This is a genomic window from Polaromonas sp. P4_H1 (assembly GCF_056400945.1).
The window spans coordinates 208,960-235,620 of sequence record NZ_JBFUKG010000006.1; the positions used below are offsets into that span (position 1 = coordinate 208,960).

Consider the following 26,661-nt stretch of genomic DNA (forward strand, 5'->3'; position numbering starts at 1 on the left):
GCGTCAGTTTGCGGGCGCTGGCCCGTCCCACACCGGCTCTGGCCGCCGGTGGTCGTCGAGCCAGCCCACATTCATGGCTTTCTCATGGCTTTCGCCCCCATCTTCTTTCTCAACATGCAAAAAATCATCCGCCAGATCGCCACAGAAATCAAAGTCCAGGAGCATCAAGTCAAGGCAGCGGTGGATCTGCTGGACGGCGGCGCCACCGTACCCTTTGTGGCGCGTTACCGCAAGGAAGCCACCGGCGGGCTCGACGATATCCAGCTGCGCGAACTGGAGTACCGGCTGGGCTACCTGCGCGAACTCGAAGAGCGCCGCGAAACGGTTCTCAAAAGCATTGAAGAGCAGGGCAAGCTCACCCCTGAACTACGCGCGGCCATTGAGCTGGCGGCCACCAAACAGGACCTGGAAGACCTGTACCTGCCCTACAAGCCCAAACGCCGCACCAAGGGGCAAATTGCGCGCGAAGCGGGTATCGAACCCCTGGCTGACAGGCTGTTTGCGGATCCCTCGCTGAATCCGGCGGAAGAGGCCGTGGCCTTTGTGAAGGCCGAGAAGAACGAAAGCGGTGACGATTTCACGACCGTGCAGGCCGTGCTCGACGGCGTGCGCGACATCTTGAGCGAGCGCTGGGCCGAGGACGCTGCGCTGGTGCAGTCGCTGCGCAACTGGCTCTGGAGCGAAGGCCTGTTTTCATCCAAACTGGTGACGGGCAAGGACGAGAACCACCCCGACAACGCGAAGTTCCGCGACTACTTTGACTACGACGAACCCATCGGCCGCGTGCCGTCGCACCGCGCTCTGGCTGTGTTTCGCGGCCGCGGGCTGGAGATTCTGGACGCCAAGCTGGTGCTGCCGGAGCCACCCGAGTCCGGCAAACCCACGGGAGCGAAGGCGACCCCTACGGTGTCTTTGGCCGAAGGCAAGATTGCGCTGCACCTGGGCTGGAGCCACAAGATGCGCGCGGCTGACGACCTGATCCGCAAATGCGTGGCCTGGACCTGGCGCGTCAAGCTCAGCCTTTCCCTGGAACGCGACCTGTTTACCCGCCTGCGCGAAGAAGCCGAAAAGGTCGCCATCAAGGTGTTTGCGGACAACCTGCGTGACCTGTTGCTGGCGGCCCCTGCTGGCCCGCGCGTGGTGATGGGACTGGATCCGGGCATTCGCACTGGCGTGAAGGTGGCGGTGGTCGATGCGACCGGCAAGCTGGTCGAGACCGCCACGGTTTACCCGCACGAGCCGCGCAAGGACTGGGACGGCTCACTCCATACCCTGGCCAAGCTCTGCGAAAAGCATGGTGTGAACCTGATCGCCATTGGCAACGGTACGGCCAGCCGGGAGACCGACAAGCTGGCAGCCGACCTGATCAAGCTGATGGCCAAGGTCGAGCAGGCAATTGAAAAGGTTGTGGTCAGCGAAGCCGGCGCCTCGGTCTACTCCGCCAGCGAATTTGCCTCGCAGGAGATGCCGGACGTGGACGTGAGCCTGCGCGGTGCGGCGAGCATTGCGCGCCGCCTGCAGGACCCGCTGGCCGAACTTGTCAAGATTGACCCGAAATCGATTGGCGTCGGCCAGTACCAGCACGACGTGAACCAGAGCGATCTGGCGCGCAGCCTGGACACGGTGGTCGAGGACTGCGTGAACAGCGTGGGTGTGGACCTGAACACGGCCAGCGTGCCGTTGCTGGCGCGCGTCTCCGGCCTGAGCCAGACCGTGGCGAAGTCCGTGGTGCGGTGGCGCGATGCCAATGGCGCGTTCGCCAGCCGTGCCGACTTGCTGAAAGTGACGGGGCTGGGCGCCAAGACTTTTGAGCAGAGCGCCGGCTTTTTGCGCCTGCGCGGTGGCAGCAATCCACTGGACATGACAGGCGTGCACCCTGAAACCTACCCGGTGGTCGAGAAAATCATGGCGCACACCGGCAAGCCGGTCACCGAGCTCATGGGCCGCGCCGAGATGCTCAAAACGCTCAAACCCGAGCTGTTTGCCAACGAAAAGTTCGGCGTGATTACCGTCAGGGACATCATTGCCGAGCTGGAAAAACCCGGCCGCGACCCGCGTCCCGACTTCAAGGTCGCGCGTTTCAATGAGGGCGTGGAAGACATCAGGGACCTGAAGGAGGGCATGACGCTGGAGGGCACGGTGAGCAACGTGGCTGCGTTTGGCGCCTTTGTGGATATCGGTGTGCACCAGGATGGTCTGGTCCATGTCAGCCAGTTGGCCAACAAGTTTGTGAACGATGCGCGTGAGGTGGTCAAAACCGGCGACATCGTCAAGGTGCGCGTGACCGAGGTGGACGTGGCACGCAAGCGCATTGGCCTGACCATGAAGCTGGGCGACGCGCCGCAGAGGCGTGACGGTCCACGCGACAACCGCTTCGAGGGCGCGGCGCGCGGCCAGCAGTCACGTGGCCAAACCCAGGCTGCGCCGCAAAACACGGCCATGGCCTCGGCCTTCTCCAAACTGCAGGGTCAGCGCAAGTAGCTGCGGCGTTTTTGTAGCAGTTGTGCCCCTGAAACAAGGGACGTGCGACTGTGGCTGTAACTGTAGGCAGGGCGTCCGCAAGATTGGCGGTGCCGCACAAGGCACCCGCCGGGCGGCGGGCGCAGATCGCGCACGCCGTGGCTATGATGCTGGCATTACTCAAGGTTTTCGAAATCAGGGGCAATACGGTTCAGTTAAACACCGCAACCCGTTCGGGCTGATCCTGGCCAGGGCGAGCGGCCGAAAAAAAATGATACTGGCTACAGGAGGAGCAGCGTGACAATTGACATCCGTTGGCGATCGGTTTTTTCTTTTGTGGTCGCGACGTGTCTCGTCATCAGCCCCTTTTTAGTGTTTCCTCTGGTGCGAGGCGCTGCTTTTTACGACAACCAGCGATTGATCGAAGTTTTTTGTGGGGTTCTCGCGCTCGCTGTCATCGCTTGTCAGCTGGTGAATGGCTCTTCAATCCCTCTGCTATTCAGTCGCCCGATCGCAATCCTGCTGGTGTTGTTTTTTTTATTCGGATTTGTTTCCAGCAGTACAGCCTATTCGCCACGTCATGCATTTTTTGAGTGGGCAAACTTTCTTTTGCTGCTAGGCGTTGCATGGTTGATTGCGCGGGAGGTCAGCATCAGGAAAGACGTGTTGCTGGACAAGCTTCTCATGGTGTGTGGGCTCGCTTGTGCGTCGTACCTGCTGATAACAATCACCATCTATATCTCAGTGCTCAAAGCGGGCATTCAGCCATTGCCATTGCAGCTTATTGTGGGGTATGACAACTACCGCTTCTTTAATCATGTGCAGACCATCTCCTTGCCACTGCTGGGGCTGCTGGCGGCACGCATGCCTGACCGGGGTCGCCAAGTCATTTGGTGGGTGATCACCGCCTTATGGTGGATGCTTCTTTTTGTGGGCTTCGGGCGCGGCACTCTTGTAGGCCTGACCGTCGGAATAGCCATCGTCTGGTACGCCATGCCCAAGGTTGCTGGCGCCTGGTGCCGTGCCATGGCACTTGCCGGAGTGGCGGGCCTGCTTGCCTATCTGTTTTTCTATGTGGCACTTCCACTGATTCTGGGCATGGAGCCATTCGGTCTTTTCCTCATCAGCGTGGACCGCACTGCGGAAAACCCGACATCGGGACGCCTCTTGCTTTGGGCCCGCGCCATAGCAATGATTCAAGCAAATCCCTGGCTTGGAGTAGGTCCCGCGCATTTCGCGCACTATGGGCGCGGTATACAGTATGAGGCTGCTCCGCATAGCTGGGTGCTACAGATTGGCAGTGAGTGGGGAATACCCGCATTGCTATTGCTGAGCGGGGCACTCGCACTTGCCATGCTGCAGCTTTGGCAACTTCGAAAGGTTATCTCTACCGAAAATCAGGACATGCTCACCGCGTGGCTGGTCACGGGATGGGCCATTTCATTGGATGGTTTGGTGTCTGGGCTCATTGTGTTGCCGACCAGTCAGCTTTGGATCGCCTTGTATGTTGGTTGTGCCTGGGGATGGGCATCCTCACTATCATCAACAGTCAAAACCATTAACTGCCGGCAATCTTTCGGGAGCCGAATCACGATCACATCGGTGGCATTTCTATTAATTTATGCCGTGGCACACGGAATCTGGCACGAGTTGAAAGAAGAAAAATTTCAAAGTAATCGCTATTCAAAAGAGATTCTATATAGTCCCAGGATGTTTCACGACGGGAGTTTTTGAACTTCACCTTGTCGGGTTCTGGTAGCCGATAGGCTCACCCGATCCAGTGGGGCAAGTAAATTCACCCCGCTCGGCAACCTTCGCATGGAGGCGGTGATGGATCTTTAGACGAACCGGCCACGGCGTGAGGCTCGCGGGTTGGTGTTGGGGCGCTTTTACGGGGTAGGGTGCCCAAAACGCAGGTGACGGAAAGAAAGCGGGGAGCGCCGCCTCAATGGCCAGGCTTAAATCAGAAGTGCGGTCGAATCGCTGAAAAGTTTGCACTGAACCGGAAAACACCACAAAATAAAACGCAACGGTCGAACTGTAACTTTTCCAACGGGATATAGCGACGTGCCCCTCAATCTCCAGGTTCTCCAGGTAATTTCGCTCCAGGAACCAGCGAAGCCGCAGGCAGCGAAGCCATGTCCGGGCCCGGGTATCTTGCCGGAGTCGGTGCAGCTTTTTGGTGTCGCTGGCGGGTCCGACACCCGCTATGGGCGGCCTTGATGGCACACAAGCAAGGCACACCGAGCGCGGGGTTCCTTCAGTCCGGACTCCGGGTCGCGAGGCAGCTAGGCATGGCGTGGATGCTTGCCTGGGTCGTGCTTTGCATCGACGCCATTTGGTTGTTGCTTGCGGGGTGGTCGGTTTCCGGGCGTGGCGTCGCGGTGATTGTGTTGGCGGTGGCAGCCTTCCGTGCGCCGCTGATGATCAGCCGCTATGGAAATGATCGGCGCATTCGCACCACAGCGGGGGCTGCGGCGCTGCTCATCATGTTCATGGCAGGAGCGGCGACGCTGAGCTATCTGGTCGTGAGCACAAATGCCCCTCTGGTCGACGCACAACTGGCCGCATGGGACCGCGCGCTCGGCTTCGATTGGCTGGCGATGTTTTCCTGGCTCCAAAGCCACCCGCCGGTACAGGCAGTGCTTCGCTTCGCGTATCACAGCGGGCTGATACAGCTGGTGCTGGTCGTTCTATTCCTCGGCTTCAGTAACCGGCCTGAGCGACTGGAGGAGTTCATGCGCCTGTTCATTGTCGGGACCCTGCTTACGATCCTGCTGTCGGGCCTGCTCCCCGCGGCCGGGACCTGGAAATACTTTGCGCCGGCAGGTTCATTTGACCTCTCGTCCCTGTCGCACTTCGAGCCGCTGCGTGACGGCCGAATGCGCGATATTCCGCTGCGGGAGATGCAGGGCCTGATTGCGATCCCCTCACTGCACACCGTGATGGCCGTGCTGTTTGTCTACGTGATGCGCGGGACCCGGCTTGTTGTTCCCGTGTTCGTCGTCAACTTCGCCATGCTTGTGTCTACCCCGGTTGATGGAGGCCACTATGTCGTCGATGTGCTGGTGGGTGCTGCGCTGGCCATCGGGTTGATTGTGCTTGAGCGTCGTCGCAGCACGCAGCTCGGGGAAATAGCCAAGCCTCTGCCGACAGCGGATTGGGGAGCCGCGCGCCGATGAATACGCCAGCTACCGTGGTGTCAGGCAATCCGTTGCGCCTGGAAACGGCGCAGAGCCGGCAAGTTCGCGTGCTGTGCGCGCTGTTTTTTTTCTCGGGTTTCCCGGCGCTGATCTATCAGCTGGTCTGGCAGCGCGCCTTGTTCCGCATCCTCGGTGTCAACATTGAATCGGTGACGATTGTAGTGACCGCATTCATGCTCGGCCTGGGCCTCGGCGGGCTGGCGGGAGGCTGGCTGTCGAAGCGCCGGGGCCTTCCGCTCCTGCTGCTGCTTGCTGCCATTGAGACGCTGACCGGCGCGTTCGGGCTGTTTTCACTGTCCATTTTCGAGCGCGTTGGCGACCTGGTTCTTGGTGCACCGTTGCCGCTGACCGCGCTGGCAACGCTGTCCCTGGTGGTGGTGCCGACGCTGCTGATGGGCGCTACGCTGCCGCTGCTGGTGGGCCACCTGGTGCTGCGCTCCGGCAACGTCGGCAGTGCGGTGGGGCAACTCTACTACGTCAACACCCTGGGCGCAGGTGCTGCCTGCCTGGTGTGTGCGGTGCTGTTGTTCCCGCTGCTTGGCATGCAAAGCTCGGTACTGATTGCCGTGGCCTTTAACGCAGCGGTTGCGTTGGGGGCTGTCGCGGCGCATGAGGTTGATCGTCGCCGTGTACGTCGCGCGGTCGCGCAACCCGAGCCGTCGCCAGCAACCCATGCACCTCGCACCAGCCTGCCGTTCGGGGTCGTGCTGGCGATGGCGGGCGCAGGGGGCCTTGTTTCGCTGTCGTACGAGATTTTCTTTTTTCGTGCAATGTCCTACGCCAGCGGCAGCAGTTCGTTCGCGTTCGCGACGACGCTGGGCGCCTTTCTGATCGGTCTGGCTTCCGGTGCCCGGCTGGGTGGCGAAGCCTGCGCGGGGCCGGGCGGCGAGGTGTTGATGCGCCGAATGCTGCGCGGCCTGCTCATCGCCAGCCTGGTCGGGTTCGCGTTCCTGCCCGTACTCGCGCACCTGGCGTGGCTGAATGGCGCGATTCTCGGCGTTGGCCTGCTGTTCGTGTACCTGCTGGCACGCCAATGGGGTCTGGTGCTGCCGTGTCTGGCGCACCTCGGCGTTGCCGCCGACGCGCAGGCCGGCATGCGAACCGGGCTGCTGTACCTTGCAAACATCCTTGGTGCTGCATCGGGTTCGGTGCTGACGGGCTTCGTGCTGATGGACCACCTGAGCCTGGTGGAAGTCGGACGGCTGCTCGTCGTTGCGGGGCTGGGTTGCGCGCTTATCCTGGGCTTGGCGATCCCGACGTCGCGTCGCGCCAACCTCGGACGTATGGGCGCCATTGCTCTGGCCGGTGGGCTGGCCGTGCTGACCTTGCCTTGGGCCAGTGACAAGCTACTGGAGGCGCTTCAATGGAAAGGCGGGCCCGAGGCCAAGGTCGCATTCGCACAAGTCGTGGAAAATCGCAGCGGCATCGTCACGGTCGATCGCTCGGGCACTGTCTATGGCAATGGGGCCTACGACGGTCACTTCAACGTCGAGTTGACCCGCGATGTGAATGGCATCGTACGCCCGTATGCGCTCAGCCTGTTCCATGCGGCGCCGCGCGAGGTGTTGATGATCGGGCTCGCGTCCGGATCATGGGCGCAGGTGGTGGCCAACAACCCGGATGTGGCCTCGCTGACGATCGTGGAAATCAATCCTGGCTATGTAGGCCTCGTGGCCGGCAACCCGAGCGTGGCGTCGGTGCTGACCCATCCCAAGGTTCGGCTGGTGACAGACGATGGCCGCCGCTGGCTGCGGATGAATCCCCAGCGGCGCTTCGATGCGATCGTTGCCAACACCACGTATCACTTCCGCGCCAATGCGACGAACTTGCTGTCGACGGACTTTCTGACGATACTCAAGGCGCACCTCAATCCGGGTGGGATCGTGTTCTACAACACCACCGACTCGAGCCGGATCCAGCGCACTGGTTGCATGAGCTTCAATCACGGAGCGCGGTTTACCAACCACCTGCTGCTGTCTTCTACCCCAATAAACTGGGACTTCACACGGTGGCGGCGCACGCTCGAAGCCTACCGCATTGATGGCCGGCCCATGCTTGATCTGTCACGCCCGGAACACGCCGAGGGACTGGAGCGTCTGATGGCGCTCGAAAGTCAGACGCAGCCCGATGCGGTGCACGCCCGGAGCGGCCCGGACGACTGGATTGAGCCCTGTGAGCAAGTTCTGGCGCGCACGACCGGCCAGCCCCTCGTGACAGACGACAACATGGGAACCGAGTGGCGCTATTTGTGGGATAAGCAATGAATACCGCGAAGGGATACCCCTATGGACGTCTTGCCCATGACAGGCTGGCGGCTCCAATAGTGCTCAAATAGGTCCCCAGCCCCATCAGGATTTCTCTGGGGCCGTTATTCGCTATTTGTTGTTGCTATTAATTGCATAGCAGCCTTCATGTCTCACACTGTAGGCGGCATGACAAAACGGTGATACCCGTCAAAGACATCCCATGAGAGCCCTTCGCCTTTACGCCGGTCCGCAGGCTCGCCGGCACATTGAGCAACACGGCCTGCGCCCGCAGGACGTGCGGGTGGTGCCTGCTGCGGCCGGCGGGCCAAAGGGCCTGGTGCTCGGGCCGCTGGACCGTTTTATTTTTGGCGACTGGCTGGTCTCCAGCTCGCAGCCGGTGCATCTGGTGGGTGCCTCGATAGGCGCGTGGCGCATGGCGACCGCATGTCTGAATGATCCGGTGCAAGCCTTCCAGCGCCTGGAGAGTGGCTATATCCGGCAGCACTTTGAGGTGCAGCCGGGCCAGAAGCGACCCAATGCGCAGCTTGTCAGCGAGCAGTTCAGCCAGAGCCTCGAGGACTTCTACGGTGGCCGATTGCAGGAGGTGCTGCAGCACCCGCGCTACAAGCTGCACATCGTGACGTCACGCGGCCGCCACCTGCTCGGGCGTGAGCACCATTTGCGCACCCCGCTCGGTTATCTGGGCGCCTTCGTGACCAACACCGTGCATCGCAAGGCCATGGGCGCATGGCTGGAGCGGGTGGTGTTTTCCAGCCAGGGAGCACCCTTGCCATTTGCCACCAGCGATTACCGGACACGCCAGGTAGCGCTCAATGAAGCGAACTTCAATCCGGCGCTGCAGGCCAGTTGCTCCATCCCCTTCATGCTCAATTCGGTCCACAACATTCCCGGCGCGCCGCCTGGCGCCTACTGGGACGGCGGCATCACGGACTACCATCTGCACCTGAACTATGCTTCTGATTTCATAGCAGGCGGTGAAGATAAGACACGAGCCAAGGGGCAAAACAGCTCTGAACCCTCAGCACAAACCGGCCTGGTGCTGTACCCCCACTTCCAGAAAGCCGTGGTGCCGGGCTGGCTCGACAAGGGCCTGAAGTGGCGGCATAAAGCCACGCATTTTCTTGACAACATGGTGCTGCTTGCGCCCGACCCGCAGTGGATCAAAACGCTGCCCAACGGAAAACTCCCCGACCGGACAGATTTCCTGCACTATGGCGCCGATCTTCAGGCGAGGATGAAGGCGTGGAGCAGGGCGACTGCAGCGAGCCAGCAACTGGCGGATGAGTGGCAGGCCTGGCTGGTGCGGCCGGACATGACACTGGTCAGCAGCCTTTAATTTTCGTCGGCCTGTTGTATTCAAGCCGGTTCAGCTGTTCATCGCCATTGCTGCCAGCGGGATTCTGCATTTCCCGCCCCAGTGGGTATCATGTCCGTAGCGGGGCAGGCGCCGAGGCCGTCCGCGTCAGCGCTGACACTCTTGGCTCCTGACCCCCGACCAACATTCCCCAAGGGGTTGTCCGCCAGCATGTTTCCTATTGAAGGCAATCGATCATGAGCACCCCAACCGATACGACGACCAGTGAAAAACAGCCATCTGCCGAACTGATGGCCATGATTGAACGCCTGATCGCATTTCCGACCGTGTCGCGCGATTCGAATCTTGGGCTGATTGAGTGGACCCGCGATTACCTTGCGCAGATGGGCGTCAAGTCACGGCTGACTTACGATGCGACCGGCAAGAAGGCCAATCTGTTTGCTACGCTGGGCGCGGGCAGTCGGCCGGGTCTGGTGCTGTCTGGGCATACCGACGTGGTGCCGGTCGATGGCCAAGCCTGGGATACTGATCCATTCCAGGCAACGCTGATCGGCGACAAGCTGTTCGGCCGCGGCGTCGCCGATATGAAAAGCTATATAGCCGCTGCGCTGGTCGTGGCGCCGAAATTCCTTGCCGCCAAGGCGGATGCGCCGCTGCACCTGGCCCTGTCTTATGACGAGGAGGTGGGCTGTATTGGCGTGCGCAGCCTGATCAAGGATTTGACGGAGATGGGCCTGAAGACCGCCGGTTGCATCGTCGGTGAACCCACATTGATGCAGCCGATCATTGCGCACAAGGGAACGCACCGCTTTCGCTGCTGCATCACGGGCCGCGAAGCGCACTCCAGCTACACCACGCAGGGCGTCAATTCGATTGAATATGCCGCCCGCATCATTGTCTATATCCGCCAGATGGCGGACCGGCTGGCCCAGCTCGAGAGTCGTGATTATTCGTTCACCGTGCCGTTCACCACGCTGCAGACCGGCACCATCAAAGGCGGGCTGGCATCGAACATTGTGCCCAGGGATTGCGAGTTTCAGTTTGAGGCGCGTACCATGCCGGGCGCCTCAGCGGACCGGCTGTACCAGGAAATCCAGGACTTCGCGGCGACCCTGTTGCCGGAAATGAAGCGGGTCGAGCCGAATGCCGCCATCCAGTTTGACATGCTGGCTTCCGCGCCAGGCATGAGCACGCAAGAAAGCGCAGCCATCGTCAAGCTGGCAGCCTCCCTGGCACGCAACAAACCGAATGGCGCAGTCTCGTACGGCACCGAGGGCGGGCTGTTCCAGCAGGCCGGCATACCCACGGTGATTTGCGGCCCCGGAAATATCGAGCAGGCCCACCGTCCGAACGAATTTGCCACCCTCGAACAAATTGCGCAATGCGAAGCATTCATGCTGCGCCTGATTGAATCGGAATCGGAATCTGATTCGGCACCCGGAAAGACCGTCTGAGCGGCCATTCATCCGGGTGCTGGCAGGTGCTGGCCGCAGGGCGCTGACCGTGGTGCCGGTGTCATGCGCTAAAGCGACGTTTCCAGCATCTCCCTGTATTCCTCGGCACTTGCCAGGCGCGGGTTTGTCTTGTGGCAGTGATCGGCGAGCGCGCCCACGATGACGCGGTCAAACCAGTCGCGCTGCACGCCCATGGCGGCGAGGCCTGTGGGCAGGCCGAGGCGGGCATTCATGTCCTTGATCGCGTCGGGAATGTCACCGCCGGATCGCAAGCCCATGGCACGGGCCATGCGGTCCAGCCGGTGCTCTTTTTGGACTGACTCGGCACTGGCATTGAAACGCACCACCGCCGGCAGGAACATGGCATTGAGCGTGCCATGGTGCAGCCGCGGGTCGACGCCGCCCAGGCTGTGGCTGAGGGAATGGACGCAGCCCAGGCCTTTCTGAAAAGCCATCGCGCCCTGCATGGAGGCGCTCATGAGGTTCAGGCGCGCCTCGCGGTCGCCGCCGTCGCGCGTGGCACGCTCGATATGCGACCAGCCCCGCTCCAGGCCGTCCAGCCCGATGCCGTCGGCCGGCGGATTGAAGGCTGGCGACATAAAGGTTTCCATGCAGTGCGCAATCGCGTCCATGCCGGTGGCGGCGGTCAGCATGGCCGGCAGGCCCAGCGTGAGTTCGGGGTCGCAAATGGCCGTCTTGGGCACCAGGTGCCAGGAGTGAAAACCGAGCTTGCGGTGATCGTCGACGATGATGATCGCGCCGCGTGCCACCTCGCTGCCGGTGCCGCTGGTGGTGGGCACGGCGATCAGCGGAGCGACGCGATCCGAAATCTTCGGGGAACCGCCTTCGATGGTGGCGTAAGTGGTCAGGGGGCCCTCGTGTGTGGCCGCAATGGCCACGCCCTTGGCGCAGTCAATGGCCGAGCCGCCGCCCACGGCGATCAGGCCATCGCAGCCGCCGGCCTTGTAGAGCGCGGCTGCCGCGCGCACCGCCGCTTCGGTGGGGTTGGAGGGCGTCTGGTCGAATACCGTGACCGCGATGCCGGGCAGGGCGTCGAGCGCTTTTTGCAAAATACCTGCCGCTTTGACACCCGGGTCGGTCACGATCAAGGGCCGGGTGATGCCCACGCGCTCGCACTCCTGCTTGAGCAGTTTGACCGCGCCAAATTCAAACTGGATCTGGGTAACGTAGTAAATAAGGGCCATGTTTTGCTGTCTTTCTGCGTTGTACGATGCGGGTGTGATTTTGCAAACTGGTTTAACGTTACTTGATTAACGCTACTTTACTGGCTGGAGGCACACATGAGTTGCAAGCAAACCCTGATCGCGGCCACCCTGATGATCGTCGGCCTTACTGCCGGAGCCGAGTGCCTGAGCGATGCCCAGGTAGGCGACATGGCGGAAAAAATCGCCGCGAAAACCCCGGCCGCCACCCCGGAGGGCCTGAATGAGGCCGACGGTGCATGCAGCCGCGCCAAGCTCAATGCGCTGCTTGAAAAACGCTACGGAAAGGTCATTGGCTACAAGGCCGGTCTAACGAATCCGGCGGTGCAAAAACGCTTCAACCATGACCAGCCCGTCTGGGGCAAGCTGTATCAGGGCATGCTGTTGCCCAGTGGCTCCCAGGTGGAGGCTGCGTTTGGCGCCCGCCCGCTGTTTGAGGCGGACATGCTGGTGCGGGTCAAAAGTGCAGCCATTAACCAGGCCAGGACGCCCATGGATGTGCTGCAGGCCATCGACCAGGTCATCCCTTTTATCGAATTGCCCGATCTGGTGGTCCAGGCGCCGCCCAAACTGAATGGGCCTGCGATCAGCGCCATCAATGTCGGGGCCCGGCTGGGCGTGGCAGGTACACCGCTTGCCGTGCCGGTGACGCGCGCCGAGCGTTATGCAATGCTGGACGCCTTACGTGACATGACGGTGGTGCTGACTGACGATAACGGCGCCGAGCTTGGCAAAGGCGTCGGGGCAGACGTTCTGGAGCATCCGCTCAATGCCGTGGTCTGGCTTGCGGGCGCCCTGGCCAAAGAGGGTCTGGCGATGAAGCCCGGCGAGCTGATCAGCCTGGGCTCGTTTTCGCCGCTGCTGCCGCCTAAACCGGGCCTGAAAGCCACGGTAACTTACCGGGGCTTGCCGGGTGCGCAACCTGTCTGGGTGTCTTTCAAATAATGCGGAATTCGGGCGCCCCCCACACGCTGCTGACGCCCGCCATGCGGGACGTGCTGCGCCGCATGGCTAAGGCCGACCGTCCGCCGTTTCATACGCTCACGCCCCAGCAGGCGCGCGCGGCCTATGCCGCGGGTGCCGATGTGCTGGAGATTCCCGCACCCCGGCTGACGCGGGTGGAGGATTTCACGTTGCCTGCCCGCGATGGCCACACGATTGCAGCGCGGCTGTATGCGCCTTCCAGCGATCTGCTGCCGGTGCTGGTGTACTTTCACGGCGGTGGGTTCACCATCGGCGGGATTGCCACGCACGATGTGCTGTGTCGCCAGCTCAGCCATCTTGCGGGTTGTGCGGTGATTTCGGTCGATTACCGCCTGGCGCCGGAACACAGGTTTCCGGTTGCCAGCGACGATGCCTGGGATGCATTCCACTGGATTGCCACCCATGGCGCCCGCAAAGGCATTGACCACTCGCGCATTGCGGTAGGCGGTGACAGCGCCGGCGGTACCCTGGCCACCATGTGCGCGGTGCTCGCGCGGGATGCGGGTCTGCCTCTGGCCCTGCAGCTGCTGTTTTACCCGGGCTGCGCCGCCCATCAGGACACCCCCTCGCACCACAAGTTTGCGCAAGGCTTTGTGCTGGAAGAACCCCATATCACCTGGTTTTTCAACCAATACGTGCGAAGCCCCGCCGACCGCGACGACTGGCGCTTTGCGCCGTTGAACACCCCCGACGTGGATGGCGTGGCGCCCGCCTGGGTCGGGCTCGCCGAATGCGACCCCCTGGTCGATGAAGGTGTGATGTACGCCGACAGGCTGCGCATGGCCGGCGTGCCGGTGGACCTGGAGATCTACCGCGGCGTCACGCATGAGTTCATCAAGATGGGGCGAGTCATTCCCGAGGCCCGGCAGGCGCATGCCGATGCGGCGCAGGCCATCCGGCGTGCTTTTGGGCAGGTTTCTTAACCGGAATTTTTGGACATGAAACGAGTATGAAACGTCAAGACTTTCGTTTCTTTCACCGCCTGCGTGTGCGCTGGGTGGAAGTGGACATGCAGAAAATCGTGTTCAACGCGCATTACCTGATGTATTTCGATACGGCGATTTCTGACTACTGGCGCGCGCTGGCCCTGCCTTACGAAGAGGCCATGCAGCAGCTCGGCGGCGATCTCTATGTCAAAAAATCCAGCGTCGAATACCACGGGTCGGCGCGCTTTGACGACACGCTGGAAGTGGCGCTCAAATGCGCGCGCGTTGGCAATTCGTCCATGACTTTTTCCGGCGCGATTTTCCGGGGCGACGAATTGCTCGTCACCAGCGAGCTGATTTATGTGTTTGCAGACCCCGCATCGCAAACATCCAAACCGGTACCGGATGCACTTCGCACCTTGCTGAGCCGCTTTGAGGCTGGCGAGGCCATGATTGACGTCCGCGTGGGCGACTGGGCCGCCCTGGGCACGGACGCCGCCAAACTGCGAACCGCCGTGTTTGTGCAGGAGCAGGGCATTGCGCCGGAGATGGAATGGGACGAGGCCGACGGCACAGCCGTGCACGCGGTGGCCTACAACGCAATGGGGCAGGGCGTCGCCACGGGGCGGCTGATCAGGCATGCGAACGGCGTGGGCAAGATAGGCCGCATGGCGGTTCACCGGGTGCTGCGGGGTTCGCATATTGGGCAAGAGATTCTTCGCGCACTGATGGACGCCGCCAAAAGCCGGGGTGATACCGAAATCGTGCTGCACGCCCAGCGCAGTGCCGAAGGTTTTTACCGGCGCCTGGGCTTTGCGCCGCGTGGGGAGCCCTTCGAAGAGGTGGGCATTGCACACCTTGAAATGGTCAGGATGCTTTGATTCGGGTCTGGTAAATCATCCACAAATCGCCAGCAAATCAGCAGCGTTTTGTCTGGATGGTTTTCCGCCTTCGACCACAACTACCAACTCCGACCAGCTCCGACCAGCCTTGCCCATGACAAGGAACAAACGGAAGATAGCCGGCGCATCCCCAGGCCATGGAATTGCGAAACCAGGGTTGGCCCGACCAGCTGATTGACGGGCTGCTCAAGCTGGGCGATCTCTACGCTGCGCAGAAAAAGGAAGAGGCCAGGGCTCTGGCGTCTTACCGGGCCGCCCTTGAGGCCGCACCGAACCATGCGAGGGAAGCGGTCCGGCAAAGAATCCCCGCGGCCTATCTTCCCCGTCTCTAATTTCCCCGTCTCTACCCCATCTCTAATCTCCAGGCTCTAAACACCCGCTTGCAACCAGGTCATCTGGTAGCTGCTGGCCAGCGAATGGCCGGCGGGGTGCCTGGACGCATTGGTCGTGGCTTGCGCGTCTGCCCGGGCATGCGTTCGTTCCTCCACCTGCAGATCCCAGCGCCTTTCGCCTTTGCCTTTGCCTTTGCCATGGCCATGGCCATGGCCAGCGGCGCTGGCGAGCAACACCGTGCTGGAGCGTGTGCCATAAGCGTTTTCGGGAAAATCCACAAAGGCGCTGGACAAGGCCTCCTCAATGAGCAACGGCACGCCGGTTGCAGGAAGGCTGGCAAGAGGGGCGCGCTGGCGATTGTCCAGGGCCGCCCACAGTGGCGCCAGCAGTGCCTCCGGCTGATGCGCATCGGAGCTGGCCGCCAGGGCCGTGGCCAGGGTCTGCTTCAGCTCTATGGTTTTTGGCCATGGCGTGTCCAGTGCCGCATTCGAGAGTCCATAAACGCCCGCTTGCAGCGGCTGGGCATGCCAGCGCGAATTGGCCATGGCCCGGAACGCGGCTGTCTTGTTGGTCACCCAGGTCCACGCATCCCGCTGAAAATCACCCAGCACAAGATTGAATCCGCCGTAGGCTGCACCGTCTTTTTCCAACTCATTGATAAAGTCGCCGGCCTCGCAGTCCGTTTCCAGCCAGCGCATCACCAGCTCACCCCTGGAGCGCGGTGCGGCTTGCGGACGACCTTCGCGTACATTGGTCAGAAACGCCATCCGCCCGCCGGATGTCATGCCCAGCCAGGTTCCACCGGCATGCAGGTCGCGGCCCGAAATGATTTCCTGTCCGGAAGCATTTGTCCAGCGGGCCAGCGGCAGGCTCGGACGGTCCAGATACTCATCGCGGTTGGCAGCGATCACCAGCGGCCAGCGGGCAGAGGCGTTGATGGCAAATGCGATCAGGCACACGGTAAAACCTTTAAATTTCCTGGCGAATCGCGAGGAACAATTCAGATATCTTCGAGCAGCGGGTAGGGCAGTGGCAGCAGTGCCAGCGGCGCACCCGCGGCACTTCCCAGCGTGAGGCGCCCCTCACCCGCATCGGCGGCGGCTGACGTCTGCATAGACACAATGGCATCAAAACCTCCCGAGGGGTTGGCTGCGGAGGCGGCCACCAGACCGCAGGGTTGCTCGGCGTCCGAGGCGTGAAACACCTCTTGTCCGACTGCCGGTACGCCGGTGGTATGTGCCAGGTAGGCCCGCCTTTTCAGCGTGCCGCGAAACTGGCTGCGTGCCACGATCTCCTGCCCGGGGTAGCAGCCTTTCTTGAAGTTCACGCCGCCCACGGATTCGTAGTTGAGCATTTGCGGTACAAAGGCCTCAAAAATCGGCTGGGTGATCATGGCAATACCGGATTGCACCTCCAGCCAGTTCCAGCGTGCAATGTCCAGGGACGAGCCCTCGGGGCGGGGCGAGCCGGCGGGTGCGCACCAGAGCGCGCGCGGCTGGCCGGCACCGGGGTGTAAAAACACCAGGCTGGCATCGCCAATGTCGGACTTTGTCCAGACAGGGCGGTTGCCACCAACGATCAATTCAATGGCATTTCCCGCCACGCCGTACAAGGTGAACTCGGCGGTGGCATCGCTAAGCCTGGCCTTGGCGCGCAGGACGAACATCGACAGGCGCTTGAGTGTGGCCGGCAAAATGTCGCGGCTGCACACCAGCAGGACCTCCTCGGGGCTGCGCTTGAAAATCACAAAGCTGGCCTGCATGCGGCCTTTCGCATTGCAAAAGGCGCCCAGTCGGGCCTCTGAGAGGCTCAATAGGGCCACGTCCTGAGTCACTTGGCCCTGCAGGAACTTCACAGTATCTTCGCCAGCCACACGAATCACGCCCAGGTGCGTCAGGTCGGCCACTCCTGAGACGGACATGGAAATTTCGGTGGCAGTTGTAGACAGGGTCATGGGGGCTGTTGGAGTGGTTGTGGGGATGGCCTGAATTATCATAGCCCTGTGTTCTTGGGTTCCAGTGTGGAAAAGGTAGCCGGGTTGTGCGTCGTGTCTTTACAAGTTTGCTGATTTTGGTATTTGCCGGCGCCCTGCTGTTGTTTGGTGCGGCTTTGTGGTGGCTGCATGAACCGATTCCGTTGCGGCTTGTCCCCGGCACCCAGGTGCTGGACCTCGAAATCGAGCCGGGCACACCCGCCAGTGGTGTTGCGCAGGTGGTAGCGGACAGCGGCGCCCAGGTGCCTGTGGTGCTGCTGCATGCGTGGTTCCGTTTCTCGGGGCAGGCCCGGCAGATCAAGGCCGGCAGCTATGAGCTGGTGCCGGGTACCACACCTCGCCGATTGCTGAGCATGCTGGTGCGCGGCGAGGAAACGCTCAAAAGCGTCACGCTGGTTGAGGGCTGGACTTTCGCCCAGGTCCGTACAGCGCTGCAAAAAGCAGAGAGTCTGGCGCCCGATACGCTCGGGGTGGGCCCGGAAGCCATCATGGAACAACTGGGCCGGCCGGGCCTGCACCCGGAAGGCCGGTTTTTTCCGGACACCTATACCTACGCCAAGGGGGCCAGCGACCTGTCCGTGCTTAAGCGCGCCGCCCGCGCGATGGACAAGCGGCTGGAAGCCGCCTGGGCCCAACGCAATCCGGACACGCCACTCAAAACACCGGCGGAGGCCCTGATCCTGGCAAGCATTGTGGAGAAAGAAACCGGCAAACCTTCCGATCGTCCCCAGATTGGCGGCGTCTTCACCAATCGCCTGCGCCTTGGCATGATGCTGCAGACAGACCCCACCGTGATTTATGGCCTGGGCCCGCAATTTGACGGCAACCTGCGCAAGCGCGACCTGCTGACGGATAGCCCTTACAACACCTATACCCGGGCTGGCTTGCCCCCCACGCCGATCGCCATGCCCGGCAAAGCCGCTTTAATGGCCGCAGTGCACCCGGCGGCGACCCAGGCGATTTATTTTGTTGCCCGGGGCGACGGCAGCAGCCAATTCAGCGCCAGCCTGGACGAGCACAACCGTGCCGTCAATAAATATATACGGGGTCAATAAACATGCATGGCCTGTTCATCAGCTTTGAAGGCATAGACGGTGCGGGCAAGTCCACGCATATTGCAGGACTGGCTGACGCCTTCAGGGCGCAGGGTCGGGCCGTGACCTTGACGCGTGAACCCGGGGGTACCCCCTTGGCCGAAAAGCTGCGCGACCTGGTATTGAACGATGCCATGGATTCGCTGACCGAGGCGCTGCTGATTTTTGCGGCCCGGCGCGACCACCTCGTGCGCGTGATCGCGCCGGCGCTGGTGCGCGGCGACGTTGTGCTGTGCGACCGCTTCACCGATGCCACCTTTGCCTACCAGGGGGCCGGACGTGGTTTTGACCTGGCTGTGCTGGCCACGCTGGAGCAGTGGGTGCAGTCCGACGAAGGGCTGCTGGGCGATCCGGCCGGCAACTTTCCCATGAAGCCTGAAGTCGAGACAGTCATCGAACCTCACCTCACGGTCTGGTTTGACCTGCCGCCCGAAGAAGCCGCCCTGCGGCTGCAAAGCGCACGCGTGCCCGACAAGTTTGAAGCCCAACCGCTGGAGTTTTTCCGTCGCGTGGCGAAAGGCTATGCCGACCGCCAGCAAGGTCATCCGGAGCGCTTTGCCCGGATAAATGCCTCGCAACCGCGCGAGGTGGTCTGGCAGGCGGTGCGGCAGGTCTTTGTTGCCAAAGGATGGCTGGCATGAGTGATGCCAGTGACGCCATCAGTGAGGCAAATACCGGCAATACCGTAAATACCGTGGTCAAAAAAGTACCTCTGGCGCCCTGGCTGCAGACCCAGCTGGAGAGCCTGCTGGCCCAGCGCGGCCACGCCTGGCTGCTCAGCGGCCCCTCAGGGCTGGGCCAGTTTGAGCTGGCGCAGGCACTGGCCCGCGCCTGGTTGTGCGAACAACCCACTCCACAGGGCGCTTGCGGTCATTGCGGTAGCTGCCACGCGGTGGACGTGCATACCCACGCGGACCTCTGCCTGCTGGTGCCTGAAACCCTGTCGCTGGCCTTGGGCTGGCCACTGGACGAAAAAACACAGGACGAGCTGGACAGCAAGAAACGCAAGCCCAGCAAGGAAATCAAGGTGGATGCGGCGCGGGAGGCTGTGTCTTTCACCCAGTTCACGCGTTCGCGCGGCACGACCAAAGTCGTGCTGGTATTTCCGGCCGAGCGCATGAACCACATCACGGCCAACACCCTGCTCAAAACGCTGGAAGAGCCGCCCGGGCCCGTCAAATTCATTCTTGCAACCGATGCGGCCCACCAGTTGTTGCCCACCATCCGCAGCCGCTGCCTCGGCCACAGCATGCTTTGGCCGGATTTTGCGCAGGCCTCTGCCTGGCTCCAGCAAGAGGCTGCCAGCCCGGGCGAAGGCGAGGGCAGTACCAGGAAAGGGGCCCGGCCGGCCGCGTCTCCAGACGCCGCCGATCTGCAAACATTGCTGGTGGCGGCCGGGGGGCGTCCCGCCGATGCCCTGGCCTGGGCGCAGAATGGCGCCCCAAGCGAGGCGGCCCGGCATTGGCAAAGCCTGCCCAGGGCAATGGCTCGCGGTGATGTCAGCGCGCTGGCGAACTGGTCGCCGGCTCAGGTCGTCGATGCCTTGCAGAAGCTCTGCCATGACGTTCTGGCTGTCCGGATGGGCGCAGCTCCGCGATTTTTCAGTACCGAAGACCTGCCGGAGCCGGTTGCCGGCAAACCGGGCAGCACCCCCGCACCCGGGCCGGGTCTTTATGCACTGGCCAGCTGGTCCAGGGAACTGGCCGTCACAGCACGGACCGTGGAGCATCCCTACAACCCGGGATTGATGCTGGAGTCGCTGGCCAGCCGGGCCCAACTGGCGCTCAACTCAAAATAGTCCAGGCCGGGCGGCAAAGGTGGCAACGGCAACTGGCCTCCTGCTCGCCCCACCAGGCGGGGGCCTTGAACAACAGGTCACTGGTTTTATTTGTGCCTGCAAGCGGGCAACACTACACTAACGCCATGAGTACAACACCCTCCGCCAGTTCGCCTGCAGCAGCCACGGCCCGCCCCAGTGTCGTTCAGTTGGCCATCAAGGAAAAGGCGGCACTTTATGCCGCGTACATTCCGCTGTTCAAGGAGGGTGGCGTGTTCATTCCCACGGCGCGCGAGTACAAGCTGGGTGATGATGTCTATGTGCTGCTGACGCTTCCGGAAGATATCCAGCGCTATCCAGTGGCCGGCAAGGTGGCCTGGGTCACGCCGGCGCGCGCGGCGGGCAACCGCACCCAGGGCGTGGGCGTGCGCTTTCCCTCTGACGAGAAATCGCGCCTGCTCAAGATCAAGATTGAAGAAATCCTGGGCGCCCATCTCGCCTCGGACAGGCCGACACAGACCATTTAAACGCCTGCCAGTCGGGGTTTTCAACCTCCAAACCAGCAGGGGTCTTGCGGCCCGCCATATTTTTAATAGTTTTAATAGCTACCTGCGCCCGTTTTGCTGGCGCTTCAGGTGGTTCTCTTCATCAAACGGTTTTTCTGAATGTTCACAGATTCTCATTGCCACCTGAGCTTTCCAGAGCTCCAGGCGCAGTTGCCGCAGATTCGCCAGGCTATGCAGGACGCCCGGGTCGACCGGGCGCTGTGCATTTGCACCACGCTGGAAGAGTTCGATACCGTCCATGGGCTGGCCACCCGCTATGACAATTTTTGGGCCACCGTGGGCGTGCACCCCGACAACGAAGATGTGCGTGAACCCAGCCTTGATGACCTGCTCGAGCGCGCAGCCCTGCCCAAGGTGGTGGGCATCGGCGAAACCGGCCTCGACTATTACCGGCTGGGGGACCGCACCGTGGCCGATATGGAATGGCAGCGCGAGCGCTTTCGGGTACACATCCGCGCGGCGCGGCAGACCGGCAAACCGCTGGTCATTCATACCCGCAGCGCCTCGGACGACACGATAGCCATCCTGAAAGAAGAGGGCGGCCAGGCCGGGCAGGCAGGGTGCGCCACGGGCGTTTTTCATTGCTTCACGGAAACCCGGGCGGTGGCGCGTGCAGCGCTCGATCTTGGGTTCTACATCTCGTTCTCCGGGATCCTGACCTTCAAGAATGCCGGCGATTTGCGCGAAGTTGCCCAGTTTGTTCCGCTGGACCGCCTGTTGATCGAGACCGACAGCCCCTACCTCGCACCGGTTCCTTACCGCGGCAAAACAAATAACCCGTCTTATGTCCCGTTTGTGGCGCAGCAGATTGCCGAGCTGAAGCAGCAGCCGGTGCAGGCCATTGCCGAAGCCACCAGCCATAACTTTGAGCAACTCTTTACCGGGGTGGTTGCATGAAAAAATACCTCATAAATTACATTAAAAAAGCAATATACCTACTTGTTTTTATTGGATTTAATATTGCCTTCGCCGGATCGTACGATGATTTTTTCGTCGCTATCAAACAAGATGATTCCGGCAAGATCAAGGAGCTCCTGGCGCGCGGTTTTGACGCCAATACCATTGACCCCAAAGGACTGCACGGCCTATACCTCGCGCTTCGCGAACCTTCGCCCAAAGCCGCACAGGTATTGATTGACTGGCCCAAGACCAATGTCAACGTCCTGAACGCCAAGGACGAAAGTCCGCTCATGATGGCAGCGCTCAAAGGCCAACAGGATCTGGCTGCCAGGATGATCAAAAAGGGCGCCGACATCAACAAGACCGGCTGGACGCCCTTGCATTACGCCGCCAGCAGCGGGCACCTGGCCATCATCAGCCTGCTGCTTGAGAACAGCGCCTACATCGATGCCGAATCACCCAACGGCAGCACGCCCCTGATGATGGCCGCCATGTACGGGACGCCCGCGGCCGTCAAGCTGTTGCTGCAGGAAGGTGCCGACCCGCAACTCAAAAACCAGCAAGGCCTGACCGCACTGCAGTTCGCCCAACGCGGCAACCGGGCGGATTCAGCCGATGCCATCGCAGCGGCCATACGTGGCAAGCGGCCTGCCGGCCAATGGTGAAGCGCTTGGTTTGCTCCATGCTCATGCGATCCGCCGGGCGCTGGTACCGGGGGACGGCTAGTCAGTCCCCTTGCAGCTCCTGGGCAACAATGTGCTGCAAACGCTTGCTGGGGATTTATGCGCCTCATGGTGGTGCGCCCGTGGTGCGTTCGCGGCATGAACGACAACCAGCAGTGAGGTCAATCGACCCGGATATTCTTGGACTTGACGATGCGGCTGTAGATGTCCGCATCACGGCGCACGAGTGAAGCCATCTCTGCCCGTGTCACGCCCAGGGGCTCACTGTTCAGCTCCCGGATGCGCTTTTGCATGTTCGGATCCTTGCTGCCCTCGACGAACACCGCATTGACGCGGTCGACGATGGCGGTCGGGGTCGCCGCAGACGCCCAGATGCCATGCCAGGACATCATCGTGAGGCCGGGCACCAGCTCGGACAGCGTGGGCACGTCCGGCAAGGTGGCGAAACGGCTGGGACCCGAGTAGGCCAGCGCCTGCACCTTGCCGCCGCTGATCAGCGGGAAGGCGGTGGCGATGGGCTCCATCACCGTGTCGATCTGGCCGCCCATCACATCGGGCACCGGGCTGCTCCGGTAGGGCACATGGACCATCTCGATGCCGGTTTCTTCCTTCAGCCACTCAACGATGAGGTGCGACGGGCTGCCGGCGCCATAGGACGCGTGCGAAATGGTGTTGGGCTTGGCCTTGGCAGTGGCCACCAGATCCTTGGCCGACTTGACACCTATGCCCGGCTTGGCGATCAGCACCAGGCCCTGGCGCATGGTGGTGGCCACCGGCACCAGGTCCTTCTGGGGATCAAACGGCAGCTTGCTGTAGATGAATGGGTTGATGGTGAAGGCGGTGGACAGGTTATACAGGAATGTGTAGCCGTCGGGCGCAGCCTTCGCCACCGTGTCGGAGGCGAGGTTGCCCGCAGCGCCCGGCTTGTTGTCGATCACCACCGGCACGCCCAGCCTCTTGGACGCGTAGTCGCCATACAGGCGGGCGAAGATGTCCGGCGGTGTGCCGGCGGCAAACCCGACCACGATCTTGATGGGCTTGGTCGGCCAATCCGGATTCTGGGCCCCCGCAAGACCACACAAGAGTCCCATGAAAAGACCCAGAAAGAACTTGATTCCCGTGTGTATGTGATGCATGTTATGCATGTGATGTCTCCTCTCGTGGACCGAAGCCCGCTTATCAATAACAGGTTTGGTTGAACTACAGCTGAACTCGCATCGTGTTGAATGAACCGATGGCATACCCCTTTCGAGACTTGAGATCGCGGACTGCATTGCAGCGTTACGCGATCACGCAGGCCTGTGAAAAACCGAGCCTGCTTCCTCGCGGACGGCCGGGTGGTCCGGCGGGGTAGCCCAGGTTGATCAGGAAGTCGACCTGCCAGCGCCCATCGCTGAAAAAGCTGCGGTTGACCCCCTCGGCGTCAAAGCCGCTCATGGGGCCGCAGGCCAGCCCCATCGCACGGGCCGCGACGATGAGATAGGCGCCGGTCAAGGTGGCATTGCGCACGGACGTCGCCTGCGCTAGCGAGGGCTGGCGCTCGAAGTTCTCCCGGGCTTCGGGTGCGTGCCAGAGCGCGGGCATCCACTCGTAGAAGCGGGTGTCGCGCGCCACGATCACGGTCACCGGCGCCGAACGCACCTTCGCCTGATTGCCGGCTGCCACATGGGGCAGCAGGTGTTTGCGCCCGGCCTCGCTGGTCACGAACACAAACCGCGCGGGCTGGCAGTTCATGGACGTCGGCCCCAGACTGGCCAATTCGTACAGCCGCTGCAGCAGCGCGACGGGCAGGGGCCTCGGATCGAACTGGCCGTGGGTACGAGCCTCGGTGAAAAGGCGGGCAATGGCCGCCTCGTCCAGGGCCTCATGCTCAGTACTCATGGTGGCGCTCATGGTCATCCTGCGGCAACGGGTCAGTCGACCTGGGCGCCCGACCGCTTCACGGCCTCGCCCCACTTGGTGATTTCGCTCGCGCCGAAGCTGGCCATCTCGGCCGCGCCCATCTCGGACAGCTCTACGCCTTGGGCCGCGAGCTTGTCGTGCACCTCGGGCTGGGCAAGCACCTGGCGCGTGGCCTCGCGCAGGCGCTCACGCTGCGCGGCTGGCATGTCGGCCGGGGCGTACAACATGAACCAGGCCACCAGGTCGAAGCCGGCCACGCCCTGCTCGATCAGTGTGGGAACCTCGGGCGCGGCGGTGCTGCGCCGGGCGCTGGAAACGCCCAGCGCGCGCAGCCTGCCCGCGCGGATGTGGGGCAGCACCGCGGCCGGGTGGTAGAACATGAACTGCACGTTGCCAGCCATCAACTCGGTCAGCGCCTGCGCGCCGTCGCGGTAGGGCACGTGCACGAAGTTCTTGCCCAGGCGGTTGCTGAGCAGCTCGCCGGCGAGGTGGCCCGAGGTGCCGTTGCCGGCGGAGGCGAAGTTCACGTCCTTGCCTGCGGCCCGCCCGAGGTCGGTCACCGATTTCCAGGGCGAGGCCGCGGGCACCACCAGCAAGGTGGGCGTGGCGCCGACGAATCCCAGCGGCATGAAGTCGCGCAGCGGCTGGTAGGCCAGGCGCTTGTAGAGCGAGGGGTTGATGGCGTGCGTACCCACCGTGCCCAGCAGCAGCGTGTGGCCGTCCGCGCCGGACTTGGCCGCCAGCTCACTGCCGATGGCGCCACCGGCGCCGGGCTTGTTCTCCACGATCACCGTCTGCGCGAGCTGCTTGCCCAGCGCGTCGGCCAGCAAGCGGCCCACCACGTCGGTGGAGGTGCCGGCGGCAAAGGGCACGATCAACCGCAGCGGGCGCGCGGCGTTGATCTGCGCCAGGGCACTGCCGGCAGCCAGCAGCGCGGCGGTAACCAGAGCGCGCCGCTTCATGCCGCTGCTCCGAAGCCGTCGGGCACGTCGCCGTCGTACTGCAGTTCGCGCGTGGCCTGGTAGGACAGCGCGAAGCCGCTGGGCGACTCGGCCTCCTCGGCCAGATGGGCAATCAGCCCCGCCGTGCGCGCCAGGATTGGAACGCCCCTGAGCGAGGTCACGGGAAAGCCCACGCCCAGCAGCACCGCCGGAATGGCGGCCGAGACGTTCATGCGCAGCTCCTTGCCCACGATGGCGGGAATGGCGCGCTCCAGCGCCTGGGCGATGCGTACGTAGCGCAGGTCGGCGCCGGCTTGGGTGGCCACGGCGATCAGGCGATCCACGCGCGGGTCGCTGGCCTTGTGCAGCGGGTGGCCGTAGCCCGGGATGGCGCGGCGTTCGGCCTTGAGCGTGCGGATGGTCTCGGCGGCCACCGCATCCAGCGGCTCGCCCGCGTCCACGCGGGCGGCCACGTCGGTGAACAGCCGGCCCGCCGTTTCGGATGCGCCTAGGATGACCGAGCCGCAGCCCAGGATGCCGGCGGCCACTGCACCCTGCAGCGAATCGGGCGCTGCGGCATAGGTCATGCGGCTGGCCTGCACGCTGGGCACCAGGCCGTGTTCGGCGATGGCCACCAGCGTGGCGTTGAGCACGGCGGTGCAGGCCGCGTCGGGCCGGCGGCCGGTGAGCAGCAGGAAGAAATAGTCGGTGAAGGACAAGTGCCCGATCAGGTCCTGGCACAGGTCCTGCCCGCGCACGACGATGGTGTGTTCGTCCGACGTGCAGATGGCGGTGCGCGGGACGGTGGATTTGCCGATTTTCATGAGGATGTCCTGATCAGTTGGCTTGGGGTTCGAGGCGGAAGTCGTAGTGGGCCGACCAGTAGGGCCGCGCCATCTCGCGGCCATCGGGTGCGCGGCCAGCGGGGTGGGCTTCGTAGTCGACGATCAGGCTGGGCCGCACGCCGAACACGGCATCGGAGTCAATGTAGGGGCTGTTGGCCACGAACAGGTGGGTGGTGAGCGGCGCGTGGCCCGGCGCCGACACTTTCATGTGGATGTGGCCGGGGCGGTTGGGGTGGCGGCCCATGCCGCCCAGCATGCGGCCCACCGGCCCGTCCACGGGCACCGGGTAGTAGCTGGGCTTGATGGACCAGAACCAGTAGCGGCCTTCGGCGTCGGTCTGGATGCGCGCGCGCGCCGCCATCCCGCCGCCCTCGACCTGCATGTCGTACACGCCGTCGCCGTCGCCGGACCAGATGTCCAGCAGCGCGCCCGTGAGCGGCTGGCCGTGGGTATCGGTGACGCGGCCGCTGTAGAACGCGGGTTCCCCGTTGACGCCTTGCGCAATGTCGGCGCCCAGCGGCACCTGCGGCGCACCCTCCCAGTAGTAGGGGCCCTGCACAGTGGCTTCGGTGGCCTCAGTCATGCGCAGGCAGCCCTTGGCGTGCGCGGCCGCGCGCAGCTGGTCCAGCATCACCACCATCATGGACGCGCCCAGCGTGTCGGACAGCAAAATGAATTCCTGCCGCTTGTCGGCGCAGGCTTGGCCCACGGCGGTCAGGAACTGGATGCCGGTCATCCACTCGTCGGGCTTGAGATCCACCTCGCGGACGAAGGCGTGCAGGTGGGTGATCAGCGAGCGCATGATCAGCGCGAAGCGGGGGTCGTCGGCACCGCTCAGGCGCTCCAGCACGGCCTGGGTCAGTTCGTCTTCGGTCGATGGGTTCATGGGTGTC

Annotated in this window: 24 protein-coding genes; 16 read left to right on the plus strand and 8 right to left on the minus strand. The window is 62.7% G+C overall.

Features of this window, described 5'->3' with window-relative positions; genetic code table 11:
- Positions 1 to 114 precede the first annotated feature (114 nt).
- The 6 genes from AC1DS5_RS10465 to argE all read left to right on the plus strand — a co-directional run bounded on the left by AC1DS5_RS10465 (position 115) and on the right by argE (position 10,699).
- On the plus strand, positions 115 to 2,481 hold the full coding sequence (locus AC1DS5_RS10465; protein WP_477718222.1) for a Tex family protein: 2,367 nt from the start codon (positions 115 to 117) through the stop codon (positions 2,479 to 2,481).
- Between the two features lie 276 nt (positions 2,482 to 2,757).
- Positions 2,758 to 4,194, plus strand: coding sequence for an O-antigen ligase family protein (locus AC1DS5_RS10470; protein ID WP_477718180.1), 1,437 nt, complete (start codon positions 2,758 to 2,760; stop codon positions 4,192 to 4,194).
- 560 nt (positions 4,195 to 4,754) lie between these two features.
- On the plus strand, positions 4,755 to 5,642 hold the full coding sequence (locus AC1DS5_RS10475) for a phosphatase PAP2 family protein (RefSeq protein WP_477718181.1): 888 nt from the start codon (positions 4,755 to 4,757) through the stop codon (positions 5,640 to 5,642).
- Positions 5,639 to 7,927 (plus strand): spermine/spermidine synthase domain-containing protein, encoded by a 2,289-nt coding sequence (locus AC1DS5_RS10480; protein WP_477718182.1) that lies wholly within the window; start codon positions 5,639 to 5,641, stop codon positions 7,925 to 7,927. The genes AC1DS5_RS10475 and AC1DS5_RS10480 overlap by 4 nt, the downstream gene beginning before the upstream one ends.
- Positions 7,928 to 8,129: 202 nt before the next feature.
- Positions 8,130 to 9,266, plus strand: a complete 1,137-nt coding sequence (locus AC1DS5_RS10485; RefSeq protein WP_477718183.1) for a phospholipase — start codon at positions 8,130 to 8,132, stop codon at positions 9,264 to 9,266.
- Between the two features lie 215 nt (positions 9,267 to 9,481).
- A complete protein-coding gene (gene argE, locus AC1DS5_RS10490; RefSeq protein ID WP_477718184.1) occupies positions 9,482 to 10,699 on the plus strand; it encodes an acetylornithine deacetylase in 1,218 nt (405 codons plus the stop codon).
- Positions 10,700 to 10,767: 68 nt separating this feature from the next.
- Here the strand turns inward: argE and AC1DS5_RS10495 are convergent, their stop codons facing one another.
- A complete protein-coding gene (locus AC1DS5_RS10495) occupies positions 10,768 to 11,904 on the minus strand; it encodes an iron-containing alcohol dehydrogenase (protein ID WP_477718185.1) in 1,137 nt (378 codons plus the stop codon).
- A 96-nt stretch (positions 11,905 to 12,000) separates the two neighbouring features.
- Here AC1DS5_RS10495 and AC1DS5_RS10500 point away from each other — a divergent pair, with 96 nt between their 5' ends.
- The 4 genes from AC1DS5_RS10500 (at position 12,001) to AC1DS5_RS10515 (ending at position 15,066) form a co-directional block, all read left to right on the plus strand.
- Positions 12,001 to 12,867 carry a 2-keto-4-pentenoate hydratase gene (locus tag AC1DS5_RS10500; RefSeq protein WP_477718186.1) on the plus strand — a complete coding sequence of 289 codons (867 nt, stop codon included), beginning with the start codon at positions 12,001 to 12,003 and terminating at the stop codon, positions 12,865 to 12,867.
- Positions 12,867 to 13,829: an alpha/beta hydrolase gene (locus AC1DS5_RS10505; RefSeq protein ID WP_477718187.1), complete on the plus strand. Its 963-nt coding sequence runs from the start codon at positions 12,867 to 12,869 to the stop codon at positions 13,827 to 13,829. The genes AC1DS5_RS10500 and AC1DS5_RS10505 overlap by 1 nt, the downstream gene beginning before the upstream one ends.
- Positions 13,830 to 13,855: 26 nt before the next feature.
- Positions 13,856 to 14,713: a YbgC/FadM family acyl-CoA thioesterase gene (locus AC1DS5_RS10510; protein ID WP_477718188.1), complete on the plus strand. Its 858-nt coding sequence runs from the start codon at positions 13,856 to 13,858 to the stop codon at positions 14,711 to 14,713.
- A 158-nt stretch (positions 14,714 to 14,871) separates the two neighbouring features.
- Positions 14,872 to 15,066 carry a hypothetical protein gene (locus tag AC1DS5_RS10515; RefSeq protein ID WP_477718189.1) on the plus strand — a complete coding sequence of 65 codons (195 nt, stop codon included), beginning with the start codon at positions 14,872 to 14,874 and terminating at the stop codon, positions 15,064 to 15,066.
- Positions 15,067 to 15,102: 36 nt separating this feature from the next.
- Here the strand turns inward: AC1DS5_RS10515 and AC1DS5_RS10520 are convergent, their stop codons facing one another.
- Positions 15,103 to 16,026: an NRDE family protein gene (locus tag AC1DS5_RS10520; RefSeq protein WP_477718190.1), complete on the minus strand. Its 924-nt coding sequence runs from the start codon at positions 16,024 to 16,026 to the stop codon at positions 15,103 to 15,105.
- Positions 16,027 to 16,067: 41 nt separating this feature from the next.
- Positions 16,068 to 17,021, minus strand: coding sequence for a CAF17-like 4Fe-4S cluster assembly/insertion protein YgfZ (gene ygfZ / locus AC1DS5_RS10525; protein ID WP_477718191.1), 954 nt, complete (start codon positions 17,019 to 17,021; stop codon positions 16,068 to 16,070).
- An 86-nt stretch (positions 17,022 to 17,107) separates the two neighbouring features.
- Between ygfZ and mltG the strand changes: the two genes are divergently transcribed.
- The 6 genes from mltG to AC1DS5_RS10555 all read left to right on the plus strand — a co-directional run bounded on the left by mltG (position 17,108) and on the right by AC1DS5_RS10555 (position 22,062).
- Positions 17,108 to 18,115, plus strand: coding sequence for an endolytic transglycosylase MltG (mltG, locus tag AC1DS5_RS10530; RefSeq protein ID WP_477718192.1), 1,008 nt, complete (start codon positions 17,108 to 17,110; stop codon positions 18,113 to 18,115).
- 2 nt (positions 18,116 to 18,117) lie between these two features.
- Positions 18,118 to 18,795: a dTMP kinase gene (gene tmk, locus AC1DS5_RS10535; protein WP_477718193.1), complete on the plus strand. Its 678-nt coding sequence runs from the start codon at positions 18,118 to 18,120 to the stop codon at positions 18,793 to 18,795.
- Entirely contained in the window at positions 18,792 to 19,952 is a 1,161-nt protein-coding gene (locus AC1DS5_RS10540; RefSeq protein ID WP_477718194.1) for a DNA polymerase III subunit delta', read from the plus strand. The genes tmk and AC1DS5_RS10540 overlap by 4 nt, the downstream gene beginning before the upstream one ends.
- A gap of 125 nt (positions 19,953 to 20,077) precedes the next feature.
- A complete protein-coding gene (locus AC1DS5_RS10545) occupies positions 20,078 to 20,458 on the plus strand; it encodes a PilZ domain-containing protein (protein ID WP_477718195.1) in 381 nt (126 codons plus the stop codon).
- 138 nt (positions 20,459 to 20,596) lie between these two features.
- Positions 20,597 to 21,394, plus strand: a complete 798-nt coding sequence (locus AC1DS5_RS10550) for a TatD family hydrolase (protein ID WP_477718196.1) — start codon at positions 20,597 to 20,599, stop codon at positions 21,392 to 21,394.
- Positions 21,391 to 22,062: an ankyrin repeat domain-containing protein gene (locus AC1DS5_RS10555; RefSeq protein WP_477718197.1), complete on the plus strand. Its 672-nt coding sequence runs from the start codon at positions 21,391 to 21,393 to the stop codon at positions 22,060 to 22,062. Before AC1DS5_RS10550 ends, AC1DS5_RS10555 begins: the two co-directional genes overlap by 4 nt.
- Positions 22,063 to 22,241: 179 nt before the next feature.
- On the opposite strand, the gene AC1DS5_RS10560 is transcribed toward AC1DS5_RS10555, so the two are convergent.
- The 5 genes from AC1DS5_RS10560 to AC1DS5_RS10580 all read right to left on the minus strand — a co-directional run bounded on the left by AC1DS5_RS10560 (position 22,242) and on the right by AC1DS5_RS10580 (position 26,654).
- On the minus strand, positions 22,242 to 23,225 hold the full coding sequence (locus AC1DS5_RS10560) for a Bug family tripartite tricarboxylate transporter substrate binding protein (protein WP_477718198.1): 984 nt from the start codon (positions 23,223 to 23,225) through the stop codon (positions 22,242 to 22,244).
- 136 nt (positions 23,226 to 23,361) lie between these two features.
- Positions 23,362 to 23,961 carry a malonic semialdehyde reductase gene (locus tag AC1DS5_RS10565; RefSeq protein WP_477718199.1) on the minus strand — a complete coding sequence of 200 codons (600 nt, stop codon included), beginning with the start codon at positions 23,959 to 23,961 and terminating at the stop codon, positions 23,362 to 23,364.
- A 32-nt stretch (positions 23,962 to 23,993) separates the two neighbouring features.
- Positions 23,994 to 24,944, minus strand: coding sequence for a Bug family tripartite tricarboxylate transporter substrate binding protein (locus tag AC1DS5_RS10570; protein ID WP_477718200.1), 951 nt, complete (start codon positions 24,942 to 24,944; stop codon positions 23,994 to 23,996).
- Entirely contained in the window at positions 24,941 to 25,747 is an 807-nt protein-coding gene (locus AC1DS5_RS10575; RefSeq protein ID WP_477718201.1) for a citryl-CoA lyase, read from the minus strand. The genes AC1DS5_RS10570 and AC1DS5_RS10575 overlap by 4 nt, the downstream gene beginning before the upstream one ends.
- A gap of 13 nt (positions 25,748 to 25,760) precedes the next feature.
- Complete coding sequence (locus tag AC1DS5_RS10580) at positions 25,761 to 26,654, minus strand: dioxygenase family protein (RefSeq protein WP_477718202.1); 894 nt, start codon at positions 26,652 to 26,654, stop codon at positions 25,761 to 25,763.
- Positions 26,655 to 26,661 lie beyond the last annotated feature (7 nt).

Bases quoted from the DNA above. Each gene is read 5' to 3' on its own strand.
- AC1DS5_RS10465 (WP_477718222.1), top strand. From the start codon at position 115: ATGCAAAAAATCATCCGCCAGATCGCCACAGAAATCAAAGTCCAGGAG.
- AC1DS5_RS10475 (WP_477718181.1), top strand. From the start codon at position 4,755: ATGGCGTGGATGCTTGCCTGGGTCGTGCTTTGCATCGACGCCATTTGG.
- AC1DS5_RS10480 (WP_477718182.1), top strand. From the start codon at position 5,639: ATGAATACGCCAGCTACCGTGGTGTCAGGCAATCCGTTGCGCCTGGAA.
- AC1DS5_RS10485 (WP_477718183.1), top strand. From the start codon at position 8,130: ATGAGAGCCCTTCGCCTTTACGCCGGTCCGCAGGCTCGCCGGCACATT.
- argE (WP_477718184.1), top strand. From the start codon at position 9,482: ATGAGCACCCCAACCGATACGACGACCAGTGAAAAACAGCCATCTGCC.
- AC1DS5_RS10495 (WP_477718185.1), bottom strand. From the start codon at position 11,904: ATGGCCCTTATTTACTACGTTACCCAGATCCAGTTTGAATTTGGCGCG.
- AC1DS5_RS10500 (WP_477718186.1), top strand. From the start codon at position 12,001: ATGAGTTGCAAGCAAACCCTGATCGCGGCCACCCTGATGATCGTCGGC.
- AC1DS5_RS10505 (WP_477718187.1), top strand. From the start codon at position 12,867: ATGCGGAATTCGGGCGCCCCCCACACGCTGCTGACGCCCGCCATGCGG.
- AC1DS5_RS10510 (WP_477718188.1), top strand. From the start codon at position 13,856: ATGAAACGTCAAGACTTTCGTTTCTTTCACCGCCTGCGTGTGCGCTGG.
- AC1DS5_RS10515 (WP_477718189.1), top strand. From the start codon at position 14,872: ATGGAATTGCGAAACCAGGGTTGGCCCGACCAGCTGATTGACGGGCTG.
- ygfZ (WP_477718191.1), bottom strand. From the start codon at position 17,021: ATGACCCTGTCTACAACTGCCACCGAAATTTCCATGTCCGTCTCAGGA.
- tmk (WP_477718193.1), top strand. From the start codon at position 18,118: ATGCATGGCCTGTTCATCAGCTTTGAAGGCATAGACGGTGCGGGCAAG.
- AC1DS5_RS10540 (WP_477718194.1), top strand. From the start codon at position 18,792: ATGAGTGATGCCAGTGACGCCATCAGTGAGGCAAATACCGGCAATACC.
- AC1DS5_RS10545 (WP_477718195.1), top strand. From the start codon at position 20,078: ATGAGTACAACACCCTCCGCCAGTTCGCCTGCAGCAGCCACGGCCCGC.
- AC1DS5_RS10550 (WP_477718196.1), top strand. From the start codon at position 20,597: ATGTTCACAGATTCTCATTGCCACCTGAGCTTTCCAGAGCTCCAGGCG.
- AC1DS5_RS10555 (WP_477718197.1), top strand. From the start codon at position 21,391: ATGAAAAAATACCTCATAAATTACATTAAAAAAGCAATATACCTACTT.
- AC1DS5_RS10560 (WP_477718198.1), bottom strand. From the start codon at position 23,225: ATGCATAACATGCATCACATACACACGGGAATCAAGTTCTTTCTGGGT.
- AC1DS5_RS10565 (WP_477718199.1), bottom strand. From the start codon at position 23,961: ATGAGTACTGAGCATGAGGCCCTGGACGAGGCGGCCATTGCCCGCCTT.
- AC1DS5_RS10570 (WP_477718200.1), bottom strand. From the start codon at position 24,944: ATGAAGCGGCGCGCTCTGGTTACCGCCGCGCTGCTGGCTGCCGGCAGT.
- AC1DS5_RS10575 (WP_477718201.1), bottom strand. From the start codon at position 25,747: ATGAAAATCGGCAAATCCACCGTCCCGCGCACCGCCATCTGCACGTCG.
- AC1DS5_RS10580 (WP_477718202.1), bottom strand. From the start codon at position 26,654: ATGAACCCATCGACCGAAGACGAACTGACCCAGGCCGTGCTGGAGCGC.